General features: G+C 36.6%; 23 protein-coding genes. 3 read left to right on the plus strand and 20 right to left on the minus strand.

Annotated elements, in window-relative coordinates; translation table 11 throughout:
• Window positions 1-78: 78 nt before the first annotated feature.
• Entirely contained in the window at window positions 79-1086 is a 1008-nt protein-coding gene (locus RQ907_RS02240; protein WP_311491782.1) for a PhoH family protein, read from the minus strand.
• A 335-nt stretch (window positions 1087-1421) separates the two neighbouring features.
• Here RQ907_RS02240 and RQ907_RS02245 point away from each other — a divergent pair, with 335 nt between their 5' ends.
• Together RQ907_RS02245 and RQ907_RS02250 are read left to right on the plus strand one after the other, a co-directional pair.
• The gene (locus tag RQ907_RS02245) at window positions 1422-1751 is read left to right on the plus strand and encodes a transposase (protein WP_311491801.1); all 330 of its coding nucleotides are present in this window, start codon (window positions 1422-1424) and stop codon (window positions 1749-1751) included.
• A 57-nt stretch (window positions 1752-1808) separates the two neighbouring features.
• Window positions 1809-2111: a hypothetical protein gene (locus RQ907_RS02250; RefSeq protein ID WP_311491783.1), complete on the plus strand. Its 303-nt coding sequence runs from the start codon at window positions 1809-1811 to the stop codon at window positions 2109-2111.
• Between the two features lie 163 nt (window positions 2112-2274).
• On the opposite strand, the gene RQ907_RS02255 is transcribed toward RQ907_RS02250, so the two are convergent.
• The 7 genes from RQ907_RS02255 to RQ907_RS02285 all read right to left on the minus strand — a co-directional run bounded on the left by RQ907_RS02255 (window position 2275) and on the right by RQ907_RS02285 (window position 7466).
• Window positions 2275-2706: a hypothetical protein gene (locus RQ907_RS02255; protein WP_311491784.1), complete on the minus strand. Its 432-nt coding sequence runs from the start codon at window positions 2704-2706 to the stop codon at window positions 2275-2277.
• Window positions 2696-3640: a flotillin-like protein FloA gene (floA, locus tag RQ907_RS02260; RefSeq protein ID WP_037327316.1), complete on the minus strand. Its 945-nt coding sequence runs from the start codon at window positions 3638-3640 to the stop codon at window positions 2696-2698. Before floA ends, RQ907_RS02255 begins: the two co-directional genes overlap by 11 nt.
• Window positions 3640-4263, minus strand: coding sequence for an NfeD family protein (locus tag RQ907_RS02265; protein WP_311491785.1), 624 nt, complete (start codon window positions 4261-4263; stop codon window positions 3640-3642). Before RQ907_RS02265 ends, floA begins: the two co-directional genes overlap by 1 nt.
• Window positions 4264-4475: 212 nt before the next feature.
• Window positions 4476-5669, minus strand: coding sequence for an ABC transporter permease (locus tag RQ907_RS02270; RefSeq protein ID WP_311491786.1), 1194 nt, complete (start codon window positions 5667-5669; stop codon window positions 4476-4478).
• Window positions 5662-6546: an ATP-binding cassette domain-containing protein gene (locus RQ907_RS02275; RefSeq protein ID WP_311491787.1), complete on the minus strand. Its 885-nt coding sequence runs from the start codon at window positions 6544-6546 to the stop codon at window positions 5662-5664. Before RQ907_RS02275 ends, RQ907_RS02270 begins: the two co-directional genes overlap by 8 nt.
• Window positions 6539-7264 carry a DUF3169 family protein gene (locus RQ907_RS02280; protein WP_311491788.1) on the minus strand — a complete coding sequence of 242 codons (726 nt, stop codon included), beginning with the start codon at window positions 7262-7264 and terminating at the stop codon, window positions 6539-6541. The genes RQ907_RS02275 and RQ907_RS02280 overlap by 8 nt, the downstream gene beginning before the upstream one ends.
• Complete coding sequence (locus RQ907_RS02285) at window positions 7251-7466, minus strand: helix-turn-helix transcriptional regulator (RefSeq protein ID WP_311491789.1); 216 nt, start codon at window positions 7464-7466, stop codon at window positions 7251-7253. Before RQ907_RS02285 ends, RQ907_RS02280 begins: the two co-directional genes overlap by 14 nt.
• Before the next feature lie 272 nt (window positions 7467-7738).
• Between RQ907_RS02285 and RQ907_RS02290 the strand changes: the two genes are divergently transcribed.
• Window positions 7739-8422: a DUF554 domain-containing protein gene (locus tag RQ907_RS02290; protein WP_311491790.1), complete on the plus strand. Its 684-nt coding sequence runs from the start codon at window positions 7739-7741 to the stop codon at window positions 8420-8422.
• A gap of 163 nt (window positions 8423-8585) precedes the next feature.
• Here RQ907_RS02290 and RQ907_RS02295 read toward each other — a convergent pair whose 3' ends face one another.
• From RQ907_RS02295 to rpsK, 12 genes are all read right to left on the minus strand, one after another.
• A complete protein-coding gene (locus RQ907_RS02295) occupies window positions 8586-9443 on the minus strand; it encodes a hypothetical protein (protein WP_311491791.1) in 858 nt (285 codons plus the stop codon).
• On the minus strand, window positions 9443-10711 hold the full coding sequence (locus RQ907_RS02300; RefSeq protein WP_311491792.1) for a Glu/Leu/Phe/Val dehydrogenase: 1269 nt from the start codon (window positions 10709-10711) through the stop codon (window positions 9443-9445). The genes RQ907_RS02295 and RQ907_RS02300 overlap by 1 nt, the downstream gene beginning before the upstream one ends.
• Before the next feature lie 210 nt (window positions 10712-10921).
• Complete coding sequence (locus RQ907_RS02305; protein ID WP_311491793.1) at window positions 10922-15178, minus strand: acyl-CoA dehydratase activase-related protein; 4257 nt, start codon at window positions 15176-15178, stop codon at window positions 10922-10924.
• A gap of 348 nt (window positions 15179-15526) precedes the next feature.
• Window positions 15527-16111 (minus strand): ribonuclease H family protein, encoded by a 585-nt coding sequence (locus RQ907_RS02310; protein WP_311491794.1) that lies wholly within the window; start codon window positions 16109-16111, stop codon window positions 15527-15529.
• Window positions 16108-17565 carry an alpha-amylase gene (locus RQ907_RS02315; RefSeq protein ID WP_311491795.1) on the minus strand — a complete coding sequence of 486 codons (1458 nt, stop codon included), beginning with the start codon at window positions 17563-17565 and terminating at the stop codon, window positions 16108-16110. The genes RQ907_RS02310 and RQ907_RS02315 overlap by 4 nt, the downstream gene beginning before the upstream one ends.
• 2 nt (window positions 17566-17567) lie before the next feature.
• Window positions 17568-18203 carry a deoxyribose-phosphate aldolase gene (deoC, locus tag RQ907_RS02320; RefSeq protein ID WP_311491796.1) on the minus strand — a complete coding sequence of 212 codons (636 nt, stop codon included), beginning with the start codon at window positions 18201-18203 and terminating at the stop codon, window positions 17568-17570.
• On the minus strand, window positions 18193-19305 hold the full coding sequence (locus tag RQ907_RS02325) for a SpoIIE family protein phosphatase (protein WP_311491797.1): 1113 nt from the start codon (window positions 19303-19305) through the stop codon (window positions 18193-18195). Before RQ907_RS02325 ends, deoC begins: the two co-directional genes overlap by 11 nt.
• Window positions 19306-19414: 109 nt before the next feature.
• Window positions 19415-21598, minus strand: a complete 2184-nt coding sequence (locus tag RQ907_RS02330; RefSeq protein ID WP_311491798.1) for a hypothetical protein — start codon at window positions 21596-21598, stop codon at window positions 19415-19417.
• 242 nt (window positions 21599-21840) lie between these two features.
• Window positions 21841-22182, minus strand: a complete 342-nt coding sequence (gene rplQ / locus RQ907_RS02335) for a 50S ribosomal protein L17 (protein WP_004826873.1) — start codon at window positions 22180-22182, stop codon at window positions 21841-21843.
• 8 nt (window positions 22183-22190) lie between these two features.
• The gene (locus RQ907_RS02340; protein WP_311491799.1) at window positions 22191-23141 is read right to left on the minus strand and encodes a DNA-directed RNA polymerase subunit alpha; all 951 of its coding nucleotides are present in this window, start codon (window positions 23139-23141) and stop codon (window positions 22191-22193) included.
• A gap of 32 nt (window positions 23142-23173) precedes the next feature.
• A complete protein-coding gene (gene rpsD / locus RQ907_RS02345; protein ID WP_311491800.1) occupies window positions 23174-23767 on the minus strand; it encodes a 30S ribosomal protein S4 in 594 nt (197 codons plus the stop codon).
• Between the two features lie 12 nt (window positions 23768-23779).
• Window positions 23780-24178 (minus strand): 30S ribosomal protein S11, encoded by a 399-nt coding sequence (gene rpsK / locus RQ907_RS02350; RefSeq protein ID WP_004826876.1) that lies wholly within the window; start codon window positions 24176-24178, stop codon window positions 23780-23782.
• Window positions 24179-24217: the final 39 nt, after the last annotated feature.

Below are 24217 nucleotides of genomic sequence, written 5' to 3' on the forward strand. Positions count from 1 at the left end.
TTTTCTACCCTTAGGACTTCTTCTATGGTTTTTTCTGCCCTATCTCTTATGAGGGCAAGGTCTAAATCTTGGTTGGTATCATTGGCTAAGAGAAGATTCATTTTCTTTTTTCTTTCTTTCTTCTTCCCTCGCCCTATCGTCCTTTTCGTAGGCATCTATAATCCTCTGAACGAGTGGGTGACGGACAACGTCTATTGAACTGAAATTCAAAAAGTCAATTCCTGCCACATTTTTTAGGATTTGGCTGGCTGAAACAAGGCCCGATTTTCTCCCACGAGGGAGGTCAACCTGGGTCTTATCTCCTGTGATTATCGCTTTTGATCCATAGCCCAAACGGGTTAAAAACATCTTCATCTGCTCGTAGGTTGTATTTTGAGCCTCATCTAGGATTACAAAGGAATTATCCAAGGTCCTTCCCCTCATATAGGCAAGGGGAGCGACTTCTATGATTCCTTTTTCAACAAGGGCCTGGTAGGTTTCAAAACCCAAAATTTCAAAAAGTCCATCGTAAAGGGGCCTTAAGTATGGGTCTACCTTATCTTGCAAATCTCCAGGCAAAAATCCAAGGCTCTCGCCTGCTTCTACAGCCGGACGGGTTAGGATAATCCTATTTACTTCGTTGTTTTTGAAGGCACGGACTGCCATAGCTACGGCAAGATAAGTCTTACCTGTACCTGCAGGCCCTATACCAAAAACAATATCATTAGCCAAAATCTTTTCTATATAGGATTTTTGTCCCAAAGTCTTTGGCTTAATTGGCTTACCTGCGGCTGTTGTGACGATAACATGGTCAAGGAGGGCCTTAACCACATCCTTGTTTTCCCTCTCGAGCATATCTGCATAGTATTTTAATCTTTGAAAATCAAGCTCTCCACTTCTCTTAAGCTCAGCTAAGAGTTGAATTATAAGCTTTTTAGCAAGGTCAACATGCCCTTCTTCACCATTTATTTCCAAATCATTGTCTTTAAGCTTAAGTTTAACGTCAAACCTGTCTTCTATATACTTTCTATTTGCATCAAAATTACCAAACAAGCTTATAACTTGATTGGGATTTTCTATTTCAATAATTTCCTTAATTTTAATCACTCCTTTGCTATATTATACCATTTATAATAAGCAAAAACAGCTACATAAGTAGGTGGCATACTGTAGACAAATTAGATGAAAAACACAACTTCATCTACTTTGTCTATGCTGTAAATGCTTAAATCAAGACATCTTTGGATATAAATATACTAAAGACGGAAGAAGTTATGCTACATAAAAATGAAAAAAATAATACTGAGCAAGTTCAAATGGTATCAATAGAACAACTAGTTCCAAAAGATCATATATTAAGATAAATAGATAAATACATAGACTTTAACTTCATATACGACCTAGTAAAAGAAAAATACTCACAAACAACAGATAGACCAAGTATAGACCCGGTAGTATTAATAAAACTTGTAATTTTACAATACTTCTTCAACATAAACAGCATGAGGCAAACAATAAGAGAAGTAGAAGTAAACAAAGCCTATCGATGGTTCTTAGGACTTGACTTCTACGATAAAGTCCCACACTTTTCAACCTTCGGGAAAAACTATGAAAGAAGATTCAAAAACACAGATATATTCAATCAAATATTCGAAAACATCCTAACCCAAGCAATGAGCTATGGATTTGTAGACACAAAAATACAATTTGTAAACTCAACCCATGTAAAAGCCCACGCCAACAGACATAAAAACCAAAAAGTAAAAATATAGAGAAAAGTAAAATTATATCAAAGAAAACTATAAAAATATAAACCATAAAAAATAGTAATGGATGCGGGATACAAAATACCAGCAATAGTAAAAGAACTAATAGAAAAGGGAATAATGCCAGTCCTACCATATACAAGACCAAAAGGAAAAACTGATAAAGAATCATTCTATCCAAAACAATACAAATATGACGAAACAAACGACTGCTACATATGTCTAGAAAAGAAAATCCTCCTCCACTCAACAACAAACAGAGAAGGCTACAGAATATATCAAAGCAAGAAAAGTTTATATGAAAACTGCCCATCTTTAAGCAATGCACAAAAAGTAAAAGTAATAATTAGCAAAATTGCTAGATAGATTAGATGGAGGTGAATTTCCTCCATTTACTAAGATATTTGCGATAATATTTGAAAAATTTATATATTTTAGAATAAATATAGAAAAAGCGTCGACAGGCCCAATTTATTAGTGGGTTTGTCGACGCTCTGAGAGAGCTCAATGCTCTCATTTTTTATAATTTTTATCTTCTTTTAGAAAGTGGCGGGCCTAGGATTTCTGCCATTATGATGGCATCCTTTAGCCTCTTTCTGTTTTTTTCTTTGGCCATTTCTTCTCTAATCTTATCTGTCTTTTCTTTTTGCTCTGCCTCTTTTAATCTCTTTAGGGCAGCAGAATCTCCCTCTTCTGGTTTTTTGAATTTTTCTGCGTGTTTTGTCCTAAGGTCAGATTTTAACCTTCTTTGGGCTTCTATATCTGGTTTCGGTTGACTTTGGTATTGGTCTAATTCTATATTTTCTACCAAATCATTTAGGTAGCCAATTAGGGATTTTTTCCTTGGACTTTTCTTAACTTCGAAAAGATTTTTTTGTATTTTTCCTTTCTTTTCACTTTCTACTTGAATCTCTTCAGCAAGCTTGTCTAAAAAGGAAAGGAAAGAATTATTATTTGACATCTAGATCAGCCTCATCGTTTGAGATTGACTGTCTCATCTTTGTATCAGCCTTGATGTTTTGGAGGTTGTAATAGTCCATGACTCCAAGATTTCCTTCTTTAAAGGCTTGGGCAATAGCAAGTGGAATCTCACTTTCTGCTTCCACAACCTTGGCCCTGTTTTCTTGTTCAAGGGCGATAGCTTGGGCACGTCTTTCTTCGGCCTTAGCTTGGGCGATATTTTTATCAGCTTCTGCCTGGTCTCTTTGAAGCTCTGCACCTACGTTTCTTCCTACGTCCACATCTGCTATATCAATTGATAAAATTTCAAAGGCTGTACCTGAGTCAAGTCCCTTGTTTAATACAGTTTGAGAAATGTTATCTGGATTTTCCAAAACTTCTGCGTGGGTTTCTGAAGAACCAACTGTGGTTACTATACCTTCTCCAACTCTGGCTATGATGGTCTCTTCACCTGCACCACCGACTAGCCTTTCGATATTGGCCCTAACAGTAACCTTGGCAATTACCTTCACTTCTATACCATTTTTAGCAACAGCTGCTATGGTTGGAGTGTTGATTACCTTTGGAGTTACAGATACTTGTACAGCTTCAAATACGTTACGACCTGCAAGGTCAATAGCTGCGGCTTGTTCAAAAGAAAGGTCGATATTTGCCCTTTCTGCTGCTATAAGTGCGTCAACAACTTGGTTGATATTACCACCAGCAAGGTAGTGGCTTTCAAGGTCATTTGTAGCAATGTGGATGCCTGCTTGGTGAGATTTAATCATGGCATTTACGATTTTAGATGGAGAAACCCTCCTAAACCTCATCGCAACTAAGCTTGCCATAGAAATCTTAAGGCCTGAAAACCTCGCTGTGATCCAAAGACCAACTGGTACCATTGTAAAAAATACTACGACTAATACAAAAATTAGTCCCATCATTATAAATTCCATTACATCTCCTTTACTATTATGTGGCCATCTTTAACATCTATAACAGAAATCACCCTAGATTTTTCGATAAATTCTGCCCTGGCCATAGCATCATAAATTTCTCCGTCAATTTCAATCCTGCCTGTTGGCCTAAGGATTGATTTAGTAATGCCAATACTTCCGACAAGCTCATCTAAATTCTTGCTTGGTTTAAACTTGCTTGTCTTTTTTTCGCCTACATCTAAAACATAGGCATCAAACAACTTTGCCCTAAAGCCGAGTTTTACAAAAATTGTCATAGTAATGACAACAGCCAGGCCTGTTGCAATAATTACAAAAAATCCAGTTTGAGGATTGGCAAAACAATCCATTACCGAATAAGTTGTAAGGGCAAGACCTGCCACCCCGATTATTCCAAAGCTAGGAATAAAAAGCTCCAGACTTAAGAGGGAAATACCCACAATAAAGGTAAGAACTGTGGTATTATCGGCTATATTATACATGGCGTTGGCCAGGTAAAAATAGGCAAATAAAATAACAGAAATCCCTGCAAAGACCAGCTTTTTTTTGGTGAATAAGAGACATATCAAAGATATGACTGCGAGGATGAAACTTGTCGCAATAAGTAGGTCATTTCCTAGCATATTTTCCTCCATTTCTTAGTACAAGTCCTTAAAATTTAAAAATATTTCTAAAAATCACAACTTAAATTTTAGGCTTAGCTTATTAACTTCCATATTACTATTATATAATAAATTAGGTTAAAAAATCAATATAGGGGCCCACTTCTTCCTTACTAAAGAAACTTGCCAATAAATCTTATTTTTTTACAAAAAAGGAGCCTCAGCTCCTTGATTTATTTCTTTTTTCTAGTGAAAAACGAATATGTTTGATAATTTAAGATGTGTTTTTTATAAACCTTGGATGCCAGGATGTAGGAAATATAAAGGCTTGCCATTAAAATTATTATAGATATTCCACCTTCCATGAGACTAGCATTTGCCTTTATCAACCTCAAAGGCATAAAAAATACAGAAATATATGGGACATAGGAAGCGATTTTTACAAATAAACTCACAGGACGGTTCATAAAAATCATGGCAACCATAAAGGCTCCTACTATTGTGATCATAAGAGGACTTGCGACCTTAGAGGCATCTTCTTGTTTGCTGGCAAGAGATCCTAGCATGGCAGCAATTATCATGTAAGCCAAAAGGCTTAGGATTATAAAAATGAAAATTTCTGCGATTAGGATTAGGCTTCTTTGGTCAAGGCTTAGATTAATTTTTATCATATCCAAAAGACCCTTGGATTTGGCAACAAAATAGGAAATGGCTCCTAAAATTATATATAAAATCGAATGGACTATGATAGCTAAGAAATTGCCCAAAATTTTGCCTGCAAAGTAGTCCTTGGCAGATACTGATGAAAAGATAAATTCAATCATCTTTGAGCCTTTTTCTGTGGCTATGTCCACAACTAGGACGTTTGAGTACATGATTAGCATAAAGTACATAAACATCAAGAGAATAAAGTAGGAAGCATAGACCATGAGGCTCTTGCCCTTGTCTAGTTGGTTAATTTTTACATCTGCCTTTGTCGAAAAAATCCCAACTTGCTTTTCATTTAGGCCTGCATTTTTTATATTAATAGCATTTTGAATCTCATTTGCGACTAGAGGCAAGTTTGAAAAAGCCTTTCCGTCCATGGTTTTAGTCTCAATAAGGAGTTTTACCTGACCATTTTTTTCAGAAATTTCTCCGTAAGAGTCAATTTTTTCTGCTTTTAAGGCCTTTTCAGCCTCATCTTTTGAAACCAACTTATATTCATTTTCCATCCCCTTAAAGTAGGGACTAATATGTTTATCTGCCACTATTTGGTATTTATGACCGTCACTTCCGAGCTTGGCAGCATCTGACTTTGTAAGGAAGTAGTTAATTCCCATTGGTATTAGCATTACAAGGATTGGGATAAAAACCATGGCCCAAAAGGCAGGTGATTTTATTTGTTTTTTGAAAGAGTCTAGGGCGACTATTAATTTTCTATTCATCTTCTTCCACCTTTCTAGCAAAGATTTCATTTAGGATTGGCGGCTCTTGGCTAAACATTTCAAGGTAGCCGAGTTTTCCTACAAGTTTATCAAAAATTTCCCTGCCATCTGCTTCATTTTCTAATCTGATAGTCCAGAGATTTCCATCTCTTTTTATGTCATATTGAGGGAGAATCTCTGATACGTCTGCATCTGTCCTTACTTTTACAAGGTCCTTTTCATAGGAATTTCTAATTTCATCTGGCGACCCATTTAGGACAATTTTTCCATTTTTTAGCATAATAAGCCTGTCGCAAAGGTGTTCGACATTTTCCATGTTGTGGGAAGAAAAAATTATGGTTGTACCTTGATTGTTGATTTCCTTTATTATTCCCATCAAAAGATTGGCATTGTATGGGTCAAGACCTGAAAAAGGCTCGTCTAAAATTAAAAATTCCGGCTTATAGATAAGACTTGCCAAAAGCTGGACTTTTTGCTGGTTGCCCTTAGAAAGGGATTTTATTTTATCATCCAGACTCCCCTTGATTTCAAAACGGTCAAAGTAGGCTTGTAGGGTCTTTTCATCTAGGTTTTTCATTTGGTTGAGCCTTGCGAAAAATTTTACCTCTTCCCTGATGGTTTTCTTTGGTGAAAGCGAGCGTTCTTCTGGAAGAAAGCCGATTTTTTCTAGAGGAACTTTACTCATTTTCTCCCCTTCATAGAGAATTTCTCCGTCAAAATGGTCGTAGAAATTCATCATGGAACGAAAAAGAGTAGATTTGCCCGCCCCATTTTGACCGATAACTCCAAAAAGCTCTCCTTTTTTCACTTCAAAATTCACATTATCAAGAGCCTTCAAGTCTCCAAAATTTTTAGATAAGTTTTTTATTTCAATCATTTTTTTCTCCTGCAAATCCATTTGTAAAAATCCCAACTAGGGTTGGTATAAGAACTATTATGGCTATTATAGGACTTATTTCTTCGTACAAAGCTGAGCAAAATAGGATTATAATAATCACTAATTGACAAATTAGCATTCGCTTAAAGGCCAGATAGCCTTTTTTGTAGTATCTCAATTTGTCCCTTTCGTCAGATTCGGCCATGTATTTTTTATCAAAGAAAATATCAAAAACTTCAGTTTTTCTTTCTGGCTCGATTTTTTTTGTAAGTTTGTAGGTCAAATAAAACAAAAATACATTTATAAAGGTGAAAACTATCAAAACACTGGTTAAGATTATGCTATCTTCAATAGGATTATGACTATATTTGACCCTATTATATAGGATAATTATAAAAGATAAGAGAGTGAAAAGTCCCGCATCCCTCATAGAATGTGCGTAGTCTATATATTTTGTCTCTATAAAATCATCTTTTTCTAATCCCAGTTCTACTTCTTTTTTTGCCCTTATATAAAAATATATGGCAAGAATTGCCCATAGGGTGTTGATGACTATTGATAAAAGTAGGGCATTTTCACTTAGAAATGTATTTATTATTTCTGTAAGGCCTCCTATATTTAGTTTGTTAAAAATAAAACCTATGCCAAAACCAGCTATTAATCCTAAGAAAGCCAATATAAACAGTTTACTTATGCCGATTTTCCTATTCTTTTTCATCTGTATCCTCCAATCTAAAAATCTCATTAATATCCACATCTAGAACCTTGGCTATTGTAAGGGCCACAGTCACAGATGGATTATAATCTCCTCTTTCTATTAGGCTTATGGTTTGGCGGCTGACTCCGACAAGCTTTCCAAGATCTGCTTGGTTGTAGCCTGATTTTTTTCTATAGTCAGCCAAATTATTTACTAATTCCATCTGCCCTCCTTTCAAAATAATTGACAACTATTCTTGTCATTATTATATATTTGACAACTTTACTTGTCAAATTATTTTTTCTTTTAATAAGTTTTTAAAAAATTTAATGAAAATTCAAAGCCAAGATTCGTCTTCAAGATTTTAGCTTATTACAAAAGTAATTTTAAATATTTTCTGTATATATGATGCATAAAATAAAATTTTCCCGTTTTTCTATGCATTTTTACATTTTTGTCGTATAATACCTAAAATACATAAAAAAGGAGAAAGCCATGCTAGGTGCTTTTGTTAACGCTCTTGCTGTTTTTATCACAGGTCTTTTCGGCCTTAAACTTGCAAATTATATAAAACCTTCTTATAAGGATGCGATTATGAAATTCTTGGCCCTTACCATTGTGGTTATAGGAATAGAGTCTGCCCTCAAGGGCAATATGCTTATTGTCCTTATTTCAATAATCCTGGGCGTTATTATCGGGGAATTTTTTGACCTAGAAGGTAAATTAACTCATTTTGCCAATATGCTTAAGGATAAGTTTATAAAAAATGAAGAAAATGATTTTGCGACTGGTTTTGTCTCTGGCACCCTAATTTTTTGCGTGGGTTCTCTTGGAATTTTGGGCGCGATTGAGGCTGGAGTTAAGGGAGATAATTCAATTTTATTTACCAAGGCTATTATAGACAGCCTTTCGTCAATTTTTCTTTCCACAACCCTGGGCATTGGTGTTGCCTGTTCAGCTGGGATGATTTTCGCCTACGAAGGTCTAATAGCCCTTCTTTCAGGATTTTTATCCCCAATCCTAAGTCCTGACATTTTGGCAAATATTTCTGGAGTTGGTGGGATCACAATCATAGCTGTCGGCCTTTCCATGCTTGATCTTGTAAAATTCAAGCTTGTAAATTCCCTACCTGCCATTGCCATACCTGTAATTATCGGTTTAATTATGAATTTATTGTAAAAAAAATCCTCCATTTTGAGGACAGATTATATGTTAAAATCCCTCATCCCGTCATTCTGACGAAGAAAGTGAGGAAGAATCCCATGAATAAGGGGGTTGTAAATCATTAATCAATAATAATTTGCTTTCTATATATCTGTCCCCCTCTTGGAGGATTTTTTGTTTATAATTTATAATAGAGATAGGTATCAAGTTTTTCAAAACCAAACGCTAGAGCCGTCTCTAGCTCTATTTTTTTGTCTACTTCTACAAAATATTTTATAGTAGAAATTTTTCCAAATTCATCAATAAGTGAATTTGCCATGGCCTTTAAAAGTTCATCACAGATTTTAGGTTTTTCTGGTGAATCTCCTAGAAAAATCCCAAAGATTTCTCCCTTACAAGGATTTTCTCCGTAGATTTTTACAAGAAGGCTTGCCACAACCTCTCCTTGATTTTCTTTTACAAAAATCCTAAATCTATCAAAGTCTCTCAAAAGGTTTTTGCTATTATAATACATATCCTTTGAGAATTTATCGTGGAAAGGCTCATATTTTGGGAAATCTTCTTTGCTTAAGACTTTTATTCCTTTAATTTCCTCAGTTTTTTGACTAATATTTTTTGCTTCTAAGACATGGGAATGCTCGATTATTTGGGCATTCTCTTTAAAACCTTCTTCGCAATTTAGCCAGCAAGTGTGGGATAGGCCTAGGTTTAGGCTGTAATCCTTACGGTCATTTTTTATATGGGAGATAAGCTTTTCAAATACATTTATGTCCTTATTTTTTATAACAAGAAGAGTAATCTGGATATATTTTTCATCTTCATCCCAAAAATAAGTTGCAAGGCCTTCTAGGTCGCCATTTTCCTCAATTATCAAGCTTTCTGTTGCCATAAATTCTATGGAATATTCTAGCTCCCTAAAAATGTCATTTATTTTATAAAAGCGAGGATAGGAAAAATGAGTCTTATCTCCTACAGCTAGGTCTAATAAAGACCTGACTTTTGCTAAGTCAGGTCTTTGTAGAGGACGAATTTGCATTAAATTCTGCCCCTTAATTTGAGGGCTTTTTCTATCCTTGAAAGGCTAAGGATAAAGGAAGCTTCTCTGAAATTAACCTTATATTTTTCTGCAGTTTCGAAAACTTCTCCTATTGCCTTTGTCATATCTTTTTCTTGTTTAGATCTTACTTCGTCTTCGTCCCAATAAGAACCAGTCATATTTTGGATCCATTCATAGTGGCTAACTAGGACTCCGCCTGAGTTTGCAAGGATATCTGGAATTATAGGAATATTTTTCTCATTTAAAATCGCCTCTCCTGCTTCTGTCACAGGGCCATTTGCAGCTTCCACAATTAGTTTAGCCTTGATTTCGCCTGCATTTGCCTCATCAATTACATTTTCCATAGCTGCTGGGATGAGGATATCGCAAGGAAGGGCAAAAAATTCTTCGTTTGAAATCTTTTTAGCCTCTACATTTAGGGCAGAACCTGTTTCTTCCCTTGCCTTATCTAATTTTTCAGCATCTAGGCCATTTGGGTCATAGATTGCAGATGAACCTGACTTTTGGCTATTATCTTTCGAATTTAGGGCAATAAGCTTAGCCCCATCTTGGGTTAGGAATTTTGCTGCAAAAGAACCAACATTTCCAAAACCTTGGAGGGCAAAAGTAGCTCCAGCAAGGCTTTTGCCGATTTTTTCGTAGTATTTTTTGATGGTGAGATATACACCAAAACCTGTTGCTTCTGCTCTTCCTAGAGAACCACCCATGTCAATTCCCTTGCCTGTGAAGGTTGCTATATCATGACGACCACCATTTAGGGCAATATATTCATCAGTGAAATATCCCATAATCTTGGCGTTGGTATTTACATCTGGGGCAGGAACGTCAATTCTTGGTCCAATGTAGTTGTTAATTGCCCTTACAAATCCACGAGAAAGAGTCTCAAGTTCTCTCTCAGAAAGTTTTTTAGGGTCAACTACGATTCCACCCTTGCCACCACCAAGAGGTAGTCCAAGAAGAGCCACCTTTAGGCTCATGAGAGTAGAAAGGACTTTTACCTCTTCGTAAGTTACTGACTCATCGAAACGCACCCCACCCTTTGAAGGGCCAAGGGCTGATGAATGGGCAGACCTAAAACCTCTGAAAGTTTGGGTTGTGCCATCATCCATCTTTACTGGAATATTAACCTCAATTATCCTTTCAGGTTCTCTGATAATATTGTAAAAAGACTCAGAAAATCCTGCTAGGTTAGAAACTTCTTTTAACTTTTTTTGTAGGTTTATAAATTGATCGTAAGCTTTTGTCATACTGCCTTCTTTCATAATTTCGAATTAAACTTCTAAAGTATTATACACCTTTTTTGCTAACAAAAAAAATAGGATTTATAATTTTTATATTAATATTTTTCGTTTTTTTTCATAAAAAACCACTTAAAAAAGCACTGGTTTTTCTGTATATTTAGCCAAGTTTAAAGGGGAAATTTTTTTCACAAAAAAACTAGTCCGAAGACCAGTTTTTTAATTTTTTTCTTTCATCTTATCTCTAGCGGCAGCCATCATTAGTTTCACCCTATTGACCTGGTTTACCTCACTGGCTCCTGGGTCGTAGTCGATTGCTACGATGTTAGCTTCTGGATAGACTTCTCTGATTTTTTTCATAACACCCTTGCCGGTAATGTGGTTTGGTAAGCATCCGAAAGGCTGGATGCAGACAATATTTGGAGCACCCGCCTCGATTAGTTCAACCATTTCACCAGCTAAAAGCCAACCCTCACCGGCTTGGTTACCAAGACTTGTAACCTCACTTGCCAAATCAGATATATCGTCAATATACTTTGGTTCATCGAAGTGAATACTTTCCTTAAGAGCCTTCCTAATCGGTTTTCTAAAGTTTTCTATTAGGACAATCCCCATGCGGGCAAGACTCGCATTTACCAGGCTTTTTCCGTAGAAATCTCTCTTCAATTCTGCATTTTTAAAGCAATAGAGGAAGAAATCTGTAAGGTCAGGAATAATTACCTCAGCACCTTCCGCCTCAAGTACATCTTGGAGATGGTTGTTGGCTTCTGGGAGAAATTTTACCAAAATTTCCCCAACTATACCTGCCTTTGGAATTTCCTTGTGGCAAACAGGGATTTCATCAAAATCTTTTACTATATCCTTTATGGCCTTCCTATATTTCGGCCTATCCATGGTCCTGATTTCTTCAGTAAGCCTTCTTATCCAAGTTTCCTTGAGCTTGTTGGTCGCATTCTCTTCTATTTCATAAGGTCTAGTCGCATTTGCCACCCTATTTAAAAGGTCTCCTAAGAGAATTGATCTTAAGATTTTTTTCATCAAAGGAATATTTTTGAAACTCAAAAGATCAAAACCCGGACTTTTTTCAATACCTTGGGCAGATAGGGCTATGACTGGGATATTTGGATAGCCAGCATCTTTTAAACCCTTTCTGATGTAGCCAACATAGTTAGACGCCCTGCATGCTCCACCTGTTTGGGTCATAAGAAGGGCAATTTTATCCGTATCATAACGACCAGAATTAACTGCCTCTAGCATTTGACCAACAACTGTAATTGACGGATAGCAGGAGTCGTTGTTTACGTATTTAAGCCCCTCATTGATAACATCCTTATCGATTTTATTCAAAAACTCAATCTTATAAGGAGAATCCTTGAAGGCTCCTTCCATAATCCTAAAGTGTTCCCTTGCCATTTGAGGAACTAGGATGGTATAGCCTTCCTCACGCATTTCCTTGGTAAATTCCTTGTAGTCGTACAAGTCATCGGTATCTTGGGTCTTAAATTCTAAGCCTTCAATTTTTTTCTGATTTAGGGCCTCAAGCAAGGACCTAATCCTAATTTTAACAGCTCCAAGGTTTGAAATCTCATCAATCTTTAAAAGCGTATAGATTTTGCCAGCAGATTTTAGGATATCCTCAACCTGGTCGGTTGTGACTGCATCAAGCCCACAACCAAAAGAATTTAGTTGGATTAATTGGAGATTTTTATTTCTCGCTACATAGGCACTGGCCCTATAAAGTCTAGCGTGGTAGGACCACTGGTCAAGGACCCTGAGCTTATTATTCAAATCATCGACATTGTAGGCAACTGCATCTTCAGAAAGGACAGGTATGTCCATGGACTCAATCAAGTCTGCTATGCCATGATTGATTTCTGGGTCTATGTGGTAAGGCCTACCGGCTAAGACTATGGCACTTAATCCTTTTTTGTTGACAAGGTCAATTATTTCCTTGCCCTTAATCCTAATCTCATCGTGGTAGGCTTGTTGAGCCTGCCAGGCTTTTTCTACTGCATTTTCGATGTGCTTTTTATTTAAAATATTACCCCTAAATTCGTAGCCATCGAAAACTTCCACCATTCTCTTTTTGATAATGTCTTCACTTTCAAATGAAATATAAGGGAAGAGATATTTTATGCCCTTTAAATCATCAACATTATTTTCGATTACATCTGGATAGCCAGACACAACTGGGCAATTCATGTGGTTTTTAGCCTTGTCGTACTGTTTGTATTCGTAAAAAACTGCCGGATAGAAAATCAAATCGGGTTTTTTTGCGATTAGGTTTTCCATGTGACCGTGAGTGAGTTTGGCTGGATAGCAGGCAGTTTCAGATGAAATCGAACCTAAGCCCTTTTCGTAAATTTCCCTGGTTGACTCATCTGATAGGACAATATCAAAGCCAAGGGCAGTGAAAAATTTGTGCCAAAATGGATAATCTTCGTAAATATTTAAAACCCTAGGGATGCCAACTCTCCCAAACCTAGCCTTTTGCCCCAGTGTTTCCCTCTTAAACAAGAGGTCGTACTTAAATTTGTACATATTAAGGTCGTCCTTGGACTTATCTAGCTTTATACCAGCACCTCTTTCGCACCTGTTGCCGGTGATATACCTCCTGCCATCGGAGAAAATATTGATAATCAAGGCACAGTTGTTGGTACAACGGCCACATCTGGTTGATTTTTGCTGGTAGGAAAAATTTTCAAGATCAGCAAGGCCTGCTAGCTTAGATGTGCCTGTGGACTTATCTTTGGCAATTAGAGCCATACCCATTGCCCCCATGAGCCCTGCAATTTCAGGCCTAGTCACATTTCTTCCTGACAATTTCTCAAAGGCTCTGAGGATAGCATCTCCATAAAAAGTGCCACCTTGGACTACAATATTTTCCCCAAGAGTCTTGGGATCTCTGATTTTAATTACCTTTTGGATGGCGTTTTTAATTACCGAATAGCAAAGACCAGCAGCTATATCTGCCACTTCTGCCCCTTCTTTTTGGGCTTGTTTGACCTTGGAATTCATAAAAACTGTGCAACGAGAACCTAAATCAGCAGGTTCTTTGGACCTTATTGCCTCTGCTTGAAATTCTTTTACATCCATAGAAACAGATGCGGCAAAGGTAGATAAAAATGACCCACACCCAGAAGAGCAAGCCTCGTTTAGCTGGATAGAATCAATGACCCCATCCCTAATGTGCATAGCTTTCATATCCTGGCCACCTATATCTAGGATAAAATCAACATGAGGATTGAAAAATTTCGCTGCCCTGTAGTGGGCAATTGTCTCAACCTCACCATTATCAACGTGAAGGGCGTTTTTTATAAATTCTTCCCCGTAGCCACAAATCCCAGATGAAGCTATGTGAGCCTTAGGATTTTTTCTCTTGTAGCCTTCTTTTAGCATGTCGATGCAGACTTCTAGGGGATTTCCCAGATTCATCCTGTAATCATCAAGGAGAATTTCCATATCTTTTGACAGCCAAACCATCTTTGAAGTTGTAGATCCTGCGTCAATGCCGACGTAGATTGGCCCTTCGTAGTCTTTTAAATCTCTATATTTTACCCTAGAAGTCTGGTGTCTTTTTTTGAATTCTTGGTATTCTTCTTCCGACTCAAAAAGAGCTTCAAGTCTCTTTGTAACTTCCTTTTCACCTTCACGACCAGTCTCTATTTTTTCAATTATTTCCTTGATTTTAACTAATTTTTCACCTTCGCTTGATAAAATCGCAGCCCCCTTGGCAACGTAAACTTCAGCGTCCTCTGGTGTATAAAACTTGTTAAATTCTTGGCCAAGAGTCTCTATAAAACGCTCTCTAAGGGCAGGCTGGAAGTGGAGTGGTCCACCCAAAAAAGTGACATTGCCCCTAATTGGTCTACCACAGGCGAGGTTTGAAATTGTTTGGTTTACAACTGACTGAAAAATTGAAATAGCAATATCTTCCCTAGTTGCGCCTTGGTTCATCAAGGCCTGGATGTCAGTTTTGGCAAAAACCCCACACCTAGATGCGATTGGGTAAATTTTCTGATATGATTTGGCTAATTCATTTAGGCCAAGAGCGTCAGTATCAAGGAGGGATGCCATTTGGTCGATAAAAGCGCCTGTACCTCCAGCACAAATGGAATTCATCCTTTGCTCAACAGAACCAGAAAGATAGGTGATTTTTGAATCTTCTCCCCCTAGTTCGATTAAAACATCAGTTTCAGGTATAAATTCCTTGATGGCCCTAGTTTCGGCTATAACTTCTTGGACAAAGTCGGCTTCGATTAGGTCAGCAAGAAACATTCCACCAGACCCTGTCACAGCCACAGTCACCATATCGTCCTTGAATTTTTCACCAGCATCTGCCAAGACTTTTTTTACAGTTTCCCTCACATCAGACTTGTGGCGGGTATATACAGAATATATTGTATTAAATGAATCGTCAGTTATAACCAGCTTCACTGTTGTAGAACCAACGTCTAACCCCATATGTAAAGTCATATTCTCCCTCTCTATTTAAAAAAATAGTATTCATTATTTATATTTATGAAATATCTACGTATATTTTTTCTTGTTTTTCCTATATCCTCCCTAATTACTTGGGTAAATATACTTATATTATACCATTAATTAAATATAGTAAAGCTCTTTACAAGCTAGATATATAGCTGTTTTTGAAATACATCCCTCTCTAAAGAAATTTTAACAAGCCCATATATAGATTATTCCATTAAAAATCTTATTAACTATCTATCATATATGAATTTAATTTTTATACACTAGTTATTCTTTATAGGTTAAAAAAAAGACCTAATCATATGATTAAGTCTCCTAAAAAACAAATCGCCTTTATTCTATCCCACAAGCATCCTTGGCGAGCCTGTCGACTAGGTCGTTATATTTGTCGTTTGAGTGGCCCTTGACTTTTACAAAGGCAATCTCAATTTGTTTTTTTCTGTCATTGATAAAGGCCTTATAAGACTGAGTTAGGTCGTTGTTTGCCTTCCAATCACCTTCTGCCCAGGCTTGGATACCTTGGTAGTCGTGGTGGATGAGAATTTTTTTATAGGCTTTTTCTATGGCAAGGTCGATAGCAAGTTCGCTCGCCTTGACTTCTCCAGCCACATTCCTGTGTGTGTAGTAGGAATCTGTGTAGGCTTTTTTGTAATATTGCTCTTCGCCATCCTTGATTAGGACAACTCCTGCTCCGTAGGTTTTTTCTGGCAAATTATAAGAACCGTCCACATAAGCAACTACAGTGTCATCACAAACTTCGATTTTCTTTTCAGCCCCTTCCATAAAAGCTATGGCCTCATCCTTGGTCTTAAAAGATTTGTAGATTGCTCCAGAAAACCCCTTTACTTCCTTAAGACAAGAATCCCAGGATGTGTAGAGCCCAGGATTTCTGCCCTTTCTTACTGCGTAATATTTCATTTATTTATACTTTCTTTATTTGCCCAGTAGGTTACTTGACCAGGTCCAACTGTAAAGACGCCGTTTCCGTTTTCATCGATAGTAATTTCTTCATTTTTTCCTGAAAGGTCTACATAGGTTGCACCAGCTTCACTTTCTCCAACGAACATTTGTTTTTCTGCCATATCCTTGATAGAGATTAAAACTGCTAGTGGCTTATGGTCATCATCGCCTCGTCTGACCCAACCAACCACAGATGGATGATCGAAATAATCGTCCTCTTCTCCGTAGTTATAGGCCTTTCTAGCGGCCATCATCCTATCAAGCATATCTTTTTGTGGGTCTTTTTTTACAGGGCCAATTAGGCCATAATAATCACCCGCAAAGATACATGGGTATCCATCTTTTCTTAGCAAAATCAAAGCATAGGCTATTTCCTTAAACCAGTCTTCTACCCAAGATTCCAGAGCCTGGCCTGGTTGGGAGTCGTGGTTGTCAACAAAGGTTACAGCCTGGGATGGAAACTCCTTGACAACTGTCCCGTCAAAGATTTTTCTCATATCATATTCGCCCATGGACTTGCTGGCCTCCGCCATATGAAAATGCAATGGCACGTCAAATAAATCTATCTTGTAATCTGAGTTTTGGAGGTAATCTTCAATGGCACCTGTATTGTATTGCCAAAATTCTCCAAATAAGTAAAACTTATCTTCGCCTAAATTTGCATAAATGTGTTTGGAAAGGTCATAAATAAAGTCACCTGAGATGTGCTTTAGGGCATCATACCTAAATCCATCTACCTTGGTGGTTTTGATGAACCATTCAACCCACTTAAAAATCTCCTCACGGACTTCTGGGTGGTTGTGGTCTATATCGCAGTTCATTAGGTAATCGAAATTGCCTTTTTCGTTAGAAACGTCTTGGTCCCAGTATTTGCCATCACCAAGAATCCTATAAATCGCTGAAGTTTCGCTCTTAGCATCGTAATCTATCCCTGTAAAATGGTAGTAGTGCCATTTCATGTCAGAATATTTGTTATTCCTGCCTGCAAAATCAAAACCTGTCCATCCTTCGATTTCTAATTCGCCTGAGACGTCTTTTTCCCTGTTATTTTGGTCAACCATCACAGCCTTGAATTTCTCTTTATAATCAGCACTGCCCTTGTGGTTTAAAACTACATCTGCGTAGGATTTTATCCCTGCTTCATGGAGGTCTGCTATGGCTTTAATTAATTCATCCTTGGTCCCATACTTAGTCCTAATTGTACCTTTCTGATCAAATTCTCCTAAGTCCCAAAGGTCGTAGATTCCATAACCTACATCATTAGAACCCCCACCTTTACAGGCTGGTGGAAGCCAGAGGGCATCTATACCTGCTTTTTTTAGGTCCTTGGCATCTCTTGAAAGATTTTTATAAAAATTTCCAGACCCATCTGTGTCCCATTCAAAAGATTGCATCATTACTTCATTTGCCATACTTACTCCTTACAAATATCAATTGACTTAGATGCACCAATCCTAGATGCACCTGCTTTAATCATTGCTAGGGCCTCATCTCTAGTGTGGATTCCCCCACTTGCCTTAACTTTTGCCTTATCTCCAACAGTTTCTGCCATTAATTTCACATCAGCTACAGTCGCTCCTCCTGTAGAAAAACCAGTAGAAGTCTTTACAAAGTCAGCTCCTGCCGCCACAGATAGTTCACAAGCCTTGATTTTTTCTTGGTCTGTCAAAAGACAAGTTTCTATAATTACCTTTAAAATATTGTTGCCAATAGCTTTTTTTATCTCTCGGATTTCCTCTTCTACATAGGCATAGTCCTTATCCTTAAGCCTTGCTACATTAATTACCATATCAATTTCACTAGCCCCGTCTTCAATAGCTTTTTTTGCCTCAAAAACCTTGGCATCCTTGGCCATAGCTCCTAAAGGAAAACCGACAACTGCTGCGATTCTCACATCCTTGTTATAATCTCTTATAAGTTTTACATTAGATGAATTTACGCAAACTGAATAAAAATCGTTGGCGATGGCCTCATCAACTAGGGTCTTTATATCCTTGGCACTTGCATCGGCCTTTAAATTTGTGTGGTCTATATATTGGTTAAGCTTCATTTTCTTCCTTCTTTTCGTATTCTATCAGGGCAAGAGTTAGGTCATCTGCCATGGCCTGCCAATTGTAGGATGTGACCTTCTCATTTACATAAGCTAATTCGCTAGTTTCTGAGAAAGTATCCTTGAGCCTTTCAAGCCCAAACTCATTGCCTTCTTCGTTTTTAGCTTCAATCGCCCCATCTGTGTAAAATAAAATTTTATCTCCTGGGTGTAAGTCTAAATTCTTTTCTATATATTCGTCAGGTTCAATTATATTTGAAATCATCCTACCTGTTACAAGGAGGTATTCAGCTTCGTTCTTGGCCTTAGAAAAAATAAGTGGTGGACAATTGTGGCCAGCATTTGAAAAGGCAAGGCTATTATTTTTGAAATCAAAAATTCCCAACCAGGCTGTAAAATATTGGCTAGAGTCAATATGGAGTCTGGTAAATTTTTTCCTTAGGTTTAGGAAAACCTGACTTGGGGTAAAGTCTGGGTGCTTATCAAAAATCGCACTCATTGACACTTTCAAAAACATAGTCATAATCGAAGCCTTGACCCCGTGGCCCATCACATCTGCTATATAAAAAGCTACCCTATTTTCATCAATTTTTATCAAATCATAGAGGTCGCCAGACACATCGTCTGCTGGATTATAGATACCAGATAGGCTTATTTTGCCGTATGTCCCGTTTTTAGGGAGGATTGAAGATTGGATTCGCCTTACAAAACGTATATCATCTAACATGGCCTTGTTGGCATTATATAGGTCGATTTTAAGGATAGATTCGCTTGTGATATCCCTATAAACCTCGATAGTGCCTGTAAAGGTGTCTCCAAGATAAATCGGACTTGACTTTATAGAATAATATTTGCCATCTATTAGCTTCTCTTCAATCATGGTTGTATCTGTAACAAGACTATTAGAATTAGAAATAATTAGGTCGATGTTTTCGTCGAGGTAGACTTTTAGTTTGGGACTTTTTTTGAGGGCGTCTTTTAGGGCATCGTTAATAAAGGCGACTTCGCCCCTATCGTCAATAATCCTTACCCAATCATCCATAGAATTTAGGATAAAAAAATTTATATTCCTATTTGTATTTTCTAGCAAATTTTTATCCATGGCTACCCCTTTACATTCTATTATAACTATATACTATTAGATATTTTCTGCAATTACTTTTACCAAGAGAAAAAGACCAGGAACTGAATTTCTCCAGTTCCTAGCCTTCTTATAGGGATGAGTTTAATTTTTCCATGTATTTTTCTACCATCTTTATGAGTTCTTTTAATTCTTCTATTAATTTTAAAAGCTCTCTTCTCTTCTTTGGGCTCATCTGCTTGGTTTTTACATAATTTTCTGCAAAAGATATAAGGTTCTTTGATCTTTTTACAGATTTATTAAGTTTTTGATAAGATTTTCTTAGACGAATTTTTTCTTCTCTTTTTTTCAAATTTAATTTTGAAAAATCTATTAAATCGTCATTTGATTCTTCTTTATCACTTGGAGAGTTTGGAATATCCTGCTTGTCTTTTTGCTTGTTTTCTGGTTTTATTTGAGGTCTGTTTTCGTTTCCTTTTTCAGGATGGTTTTCAGGCGTTTTTTCCGGTGCCTTTTCTGGTGCTTTCTCAGGCGCTTTTTCTGGTTTATTTTCTGGTGTCTTTTCTGGAGCTTTTTCCGGTTTATTTTCTGGTGTCTTTTCTGGTGCCTTTTCTAGCCTTTTATTATCAGATGGCTTATTACCTTTAACCTTTTTCATAAAGTCGATTTGGGCTTTTAGTTTTTCTATTTTTTGATCTAAAGCTTTTATTTCTCCTTCTAAGGTCTTAAGCTTGGCTAAGTCTTCTGATTTTTCTAAAGTCTCGATGTGACTCTTTATTTCATCAATTTCTTTTTTATCTTTTTTTACCTGATCTTTTGCCCTTTGGATTTCTTCAACTTTTGGGTTGCCCAAACTTTCTCTCATTTTTCTGAGTTTTTCATCTTCTTTTTCTAAGCTTCTAAACTTTTCTAGTTTGGTATCTAAGTCTTTTTTAGCTTCTTTAGCTTTTTCTTCCAAGGATTTTAGGACTTGATTATTGGCCTCACCTTTTTTCTTATTTTCCAAAAATTCTCTAAATTCTTTTAGGGCAGCTAGGGAATTTGTTTTTGTTTCATATGTCTGCTTAGCTGAAACAAGTTGGTCATTTTTTATATATTCTAGTTTTCTTTTTAGGGATTTTTTTTGACCGGCATACTTATTTAATTCTCCCACTATAGCCTTTTTCCTTTGGTCATGAATTGTAACTAAGTTTTGTAGGTAGGCCTTATTTTCTTTGGCAAAACTATTGGTAGGGTCAGCTAAAATCTTTCTCAACCATTCAGCTGTAGCCTTTGATTTTTCGATTTCTCTTTGCTTATTAGCTTCGCTTTCATGGTATTCTTCATAATCCTTTATAGCCTGGTCTTTTTCCTTAATGCATTGTTGCAATTCTTTGTAAGCATCTTCTACTTCTTGGGCCTTAGTTTTTTGGAGACCTTCAAGCTGATCATCTTTAATTATTTGGTTTTTGTAATTTGTTTCATATTCAAGACCTAATTCTTCTTTTTTATAGATGTTGTTTTTTTCATCTCTTTCTGCTTCGCTTTTTGCCAAGTCTTTTTTATTTGCTTCAATTTCTGCATTCTTTTTTTCTAGGTCTTTTTCTGTACTCTCATACTTTTGATCAGTAGTTTTAGCTTCTGTTAGGGATTTTTCCTTAAATTCCTTATAGGCCTGACTTTTTGCCTTTTCTGGATTTTCCTTTTCGAATTCTTTGAAAAATTCTTCTAGGGCCTTTTTTTGGCCGTAAACTTGGTAAAATTCCTTTTCTTTTTCTTCTAATTCTTCTTTTAATTTCTTTTCTTTTTGTTGAAACTCACCATGGTGATTTTCTGCTATTTCATATTCATTTTTTAATTTTTTGACTTTTTCACTGTTTGCAAAGTCTAGGTTTTTACTTGGATTTGCCTTTTCATCTTCATAGGCTTTTTGTGCTTGGTTGAAAGTTTTTTGCGCTGAATCAAGGTCTGTTTCTGCTTGCTTCACCTTTGAATCTAGATCTGCCAAGAGTCCTTCAAGGTCTTTTATTTTTTGATCCTTAGCTAGAATTTCTTCATTAGACTTTAGGTTTTCTTCGATTTTGGCAAGTTTATCCTTATCTTGCTGGATTTCTTCTTGAATTTTTGAAGCATCTTTCTTTGCTTGGTCTAAGTCTTTTTCAAGATTTGTTCTTTGGTTTTGCAAAGCACTTAATCTTTCCTTAGCCAATTCTAAATCTGACTTTGTTTTCTCTATCATATTTGTAGACTCATCTGCTCTTGCTGATTCAATTCCCCCGATAAATGGCAGGACTGATGCCATTAATAAGCTTGTAACTATAACTCTTTTCTTCATTTTTTTCTCCTAAAAATTTTATATTCCTATAATAAAATATAGGATGTTAAATTTAGATAAAGAAAATCAATTTTTTTAAAAAATTTTACTAAATTGAAAGTGATTTTAGTTTTTAATCTATTTTTAATCCAGGAAGTAAGTGAGATTTTTTTCAAAGAAAAAACACCCCCTAAGGGGTGCCCTTTATTTAAATTATAATCTAAATAAACCAAGCCCATAGCCGCGAAAATGGGCTTTTAAGCTTAAACTAGTTCGATAATAGCGCGTTCAGATCCGTCGCCTCTTCTTGGTCCTAGTTTTAGTACTCTTGTGTATCCACCATTTCTGTCTTCGTATTCTGGAGCGATTTCAGAAAATAGTTTTTGTACAAGTTTTGGCTCGTATAGATAGCTTGCTGCTTGTCTTCTTGTGTGAAGTGTGTTTCTCTTTCCTAGAGTGATCATCTTATCAGCCATTTTTTGTGTTTCTTTAGCTCTTGTAAGGGTAGTTTCAATTCTACCGTGTTCAAGTAGTGAGCCCACTAGGTTTCTAAGCATAGCATTTCTATGGTCTGTTCTTCTACCAAGTTTTCTTTTGCCTGCCATATTTCCTCCTATTCATCTTTTAAGGAAAATCCAAGTTCATGGATTTTATCTATTACTTCTGTTAGTGATTTTTTACCGAAGTTTTTGATTGTCTTTAAGTCTGATTCTGAAACTTTTATAATATCTGCCACTGTATTGAAGCCTGCTCTTTTGAGGCAGTTGAATGATCTTAATGAGAAGTCTAGTTCTTCGATTGTTTTGTCTAGTTCTTCATTAATATCTTCTTCTTCGACTTCTTCTTCTACTACAATTTCCTCTGGTGGGAATTTCTTTCCTGGTAGTTCCTTGAAGAATGAGAAGTTATCAATTAGGATTGAGGATCCTTCTGCTAGGGCTTCTTGTGGAGAAACTGTTCCATTTGTCCATACTTCTATGATTAGCTTATCAAAGTCTGTTGATTCTCCTACCCTGGTATTTTCAACAGTAAAGTTTACTTTTTCTACTGGGGTAAAGGATGAATCTATAGCGATAGTTCCTATAGGATCTTTTTCATCTTTATTGTCTTCAGATATCCTATAGCCGTTTCCATTTGTAACATCCATGGCAATTAGTAATTTACTTTTATCGTTTACTGTTGCTATATAGTGGTCTGGATTGGCTATTTCAACTAAGGCATCTTCTTTTATATCTTTAGCTGTTACTATCTTTGGTCCTTCAATTTCAAGAAATAAGGTCACATCTTCGTCTGAATGTTTTTTTACATTTAGACCTTTGATATTTAGAATTATTTCTGGAACGTCTTCAACTACTCCATCAATTATAGAAAATTCATGAAGCACTCCATCGATTAGTATTTTTGAGACGCTAGAACCAGGTAAGGATGATAAGAGCACCCTTCTCATGCTGTTTCCAATGGTTGTACCATATCCTCGCTCAAGTGGATATAGGGCGAATTTTCCGTAGTGGTCTTCTTCGTTTATATCCAATATCTCTATATTAGTTTCTATTTTATCGATCATGGTAGCTCCTTAGTTCTAACTATTATTTAATCCTACTTAGAGTAGAACTCTACTATCATACGTTCTTCAACTGGAATGTCGATTTCTTCTCTTGTTGGGAACTTTTCTACTTTCACTTTTAGGTTTTCTATGTCGCTGTTTAACCATTCAACTACACCAAAAGCAGCATTCACTTCTTTGATAGCTTTAAATAGTGCACTTGATTTAGATTTTTCTCTAACTTCGATTACATCGCCTTCTTCTACTAAGTATGATGGGATGTCTACTTGCTTACCATTTACTAATAAGTGACCATGAGTTACGATTTGTCTTGCTTCTCTTCTTGTTCTAGCAAGGCCTGATCTGAAGGCTATATTGTCTAGTCTTCTTTCACAAAGGATGATAAGTTGTTCACCTGTTTGACCCTTCATTCTGCTGGCTTTGTCGTAGTAACCTCTAAATTGTTTTTCACTTACTCCGTAAATGAATTTTGCTTTTTGTTTTTCTCTTTGTTGCATACCATATTCAGATAGTTTGCTTCTTCTTTTTGGAAGAGCTCTATTTGAAGAACCTGTGTATCCTAGGTAGGCTGGAGAAATTCCTAAAGCTCTCGCTCTTTTATATACTGGATCTTTGCTTACTGCCATAATATCTCCTTATTAAACTCTTCTTCTCTTTGGTGGTCTACAACCGTTGTGTGGGATAGGTGTTACATCTTTAATCATTGTAACTTCAAGTCCTGCTGCTTGTAGACTTCTGATTGCTGCTTCTCTTCCTGAACCTGGTCCTTTTACATAAACTTCTACAGTTTTTAGGCCTTGGTCTATAGCAATTTTTGCTGCAGTTTCAGCAGCTTCTCCTGCTGCGAATGGAGTAGATTTTCTACTTCCTCTAAAGCCTAGTTGTCCTGCGCTTGCCCAAGAGAGTGCGTTTCCTTGCATATCAGTAAGTGTTACCATTGTATTATTGAATGTTGAAGAAATGTGAGCTTGGCCACGTTCAACATTCTTTTTAACTCTTCTTCTACCTTTGGTAGATTTTTTTCCTTTTGGAGCCATCTATTAACCCTTTCTGCTTTTTCTTGTTCTTGCGTTGTT

Source organism: uncultured Anaerococcus sp. (assembly GCF_963510575.1).
Lineage (GTDB): Bacteria > Bacillota > Clostridia > Tissierellales > Peptoniphilaceae > Anaerococcus.

Coding starts and splice junctions, on each gene's coding strand:
- RQ907_RS02250 (WP_311491783.1), top strand. CDS start 1,809: ATGGATGCGGGATACAAAATACCAGCAATAGTAAAAGAACTAATAGAA.
- RQ907_RS02255 (WP_311491784.1), bottom strand. CDS start 2,706: ATGTCAAATAATAATTCTTTCCTTTCCTTTTTAGACAAGCTTGCTGAA.
- floA (WP_037327316.1), bottom strand. CDS start 3,640: ATGGAATTTATAATGATGGGACTAATTTTTGTATTAGTCGTAGTATTT.
- RQ907_RS02265 (WP_311491785.1), bottom strand. CDS start 4,263: ATGCTAGGAAATGACCTACTTATTGCGACAAGTTTCATCCTCGCAGTC.
- RQ907_RS02270 (WP_311491786.1), bottom strand. CDS start 5,669: ATGAATAGAAAATTAATAGTCGCCCTAGACTCTTTCAAAAAACAAATA.
- RQ907_RS02275 (WP_311491787.1), bottom strand. CDS start 6,546: ATGATTGAAATAAAAAACTTATCTAAAAATTTTGGAGACTTGAAGGCT.
- RQ907_RS02280 (WP_311491788.1), bottom strand. CDS start 7,264: ATGAAAAAGAATAGGAAAATCGGCATAAGTAAACTGTTTATATTGGCT.
- RQ907_RS02285 (WP_311491789.1), bottom strand. CDS start 7,466: ATGGAATTAGTAAATAATTTGGCTGACTATAGAAAAAAATCAGGCTAC.
- RQ907_RS02290 (WP_311491790.1), top strand. CDS start 7,739: ATGCTAGGTGCTTTTGTTAACGCTCTTGCTGTTTTTATCACAGGTCTT.
- RQ907_RS02295 (WP_311491791.1), bottom strand. CDS start 9,443: ATGCAAATTCGTCCTCTACAAAGACCTGACTTAGCAAAAGTCAGGTCT.
- RQ907_RS02300 (WP_311491792.1), bottom strand. CDS start 10,711: ATGACAAAAGCTTACGATCAATTTATAAACCTACAAAAAAAGTTAAAA.
- RQ907_RS02305 (WP_311491793.1), bottom strand. CDS start 15,178: ATGACTTTACATATGGGGTTAGACGTTGGTTCTACAACAGTGAAGCTG.
- RQ907_RS02310 (WP_311491794.1), bottom strand. CDS start 16,111: ATGAAATATTACGCAGTAAGAAAGGGCAGAAATCCTGGGCTCTACACA.
- RQ907_RS02315 (WP_311491795.1), bottom strand. CDS start 17,565: ATGGCAAATGAAGTAATGATGCAATCTTTTGAATGGGACACAGATGGG.
- deoC (WP_311491796.1), bottom strand. CDS start 18,203: ATGAAGCTTAACCAATATATAGACCACACAAATTTAAAGGCCGATGCA.
- RQ907_RS02325 (WP_311491797.1), bottom strand. CDS start 19,305: ATGGATAAAAATTTGCTAGAAAATACAAATAGGAATATAAATTTTTTT.
- RQ907_RS02330 (WP_311491798.1), bottom strand. CDS start 21,598: ATGAAGAAAAGAGTTATAGTTACAAGCTTATTAATGGCATCAGTCCTG.
- rplQ (WP_004826873.1), bottom strand. CDS start 22,182: ATGGCAGGCAAAAGAAAACTTGGTAGAAGAACAGACCATAGAAATGCT.
- RQ907_RS02340 (WP_311491799.1), bottom strand. CDS start 23,141: ATGATCGATAAAATAGAAACTAATATAGAGATATTGGATATAAACGAA.
- rpsD (WP_311491800.1), bottom strand. CDS start 23,767: ATGGCAGTAAGCAAAGATCCAGTATATAAAAGAGCGAGAGCTTTAGGA.
- rpsK (WP_004826876.1), bottom strand. CDS start 24,178: ATGGCTCCAAAAGGAAAAAAATCTACCAAAGGTAGAAGAAGAGTTAAA.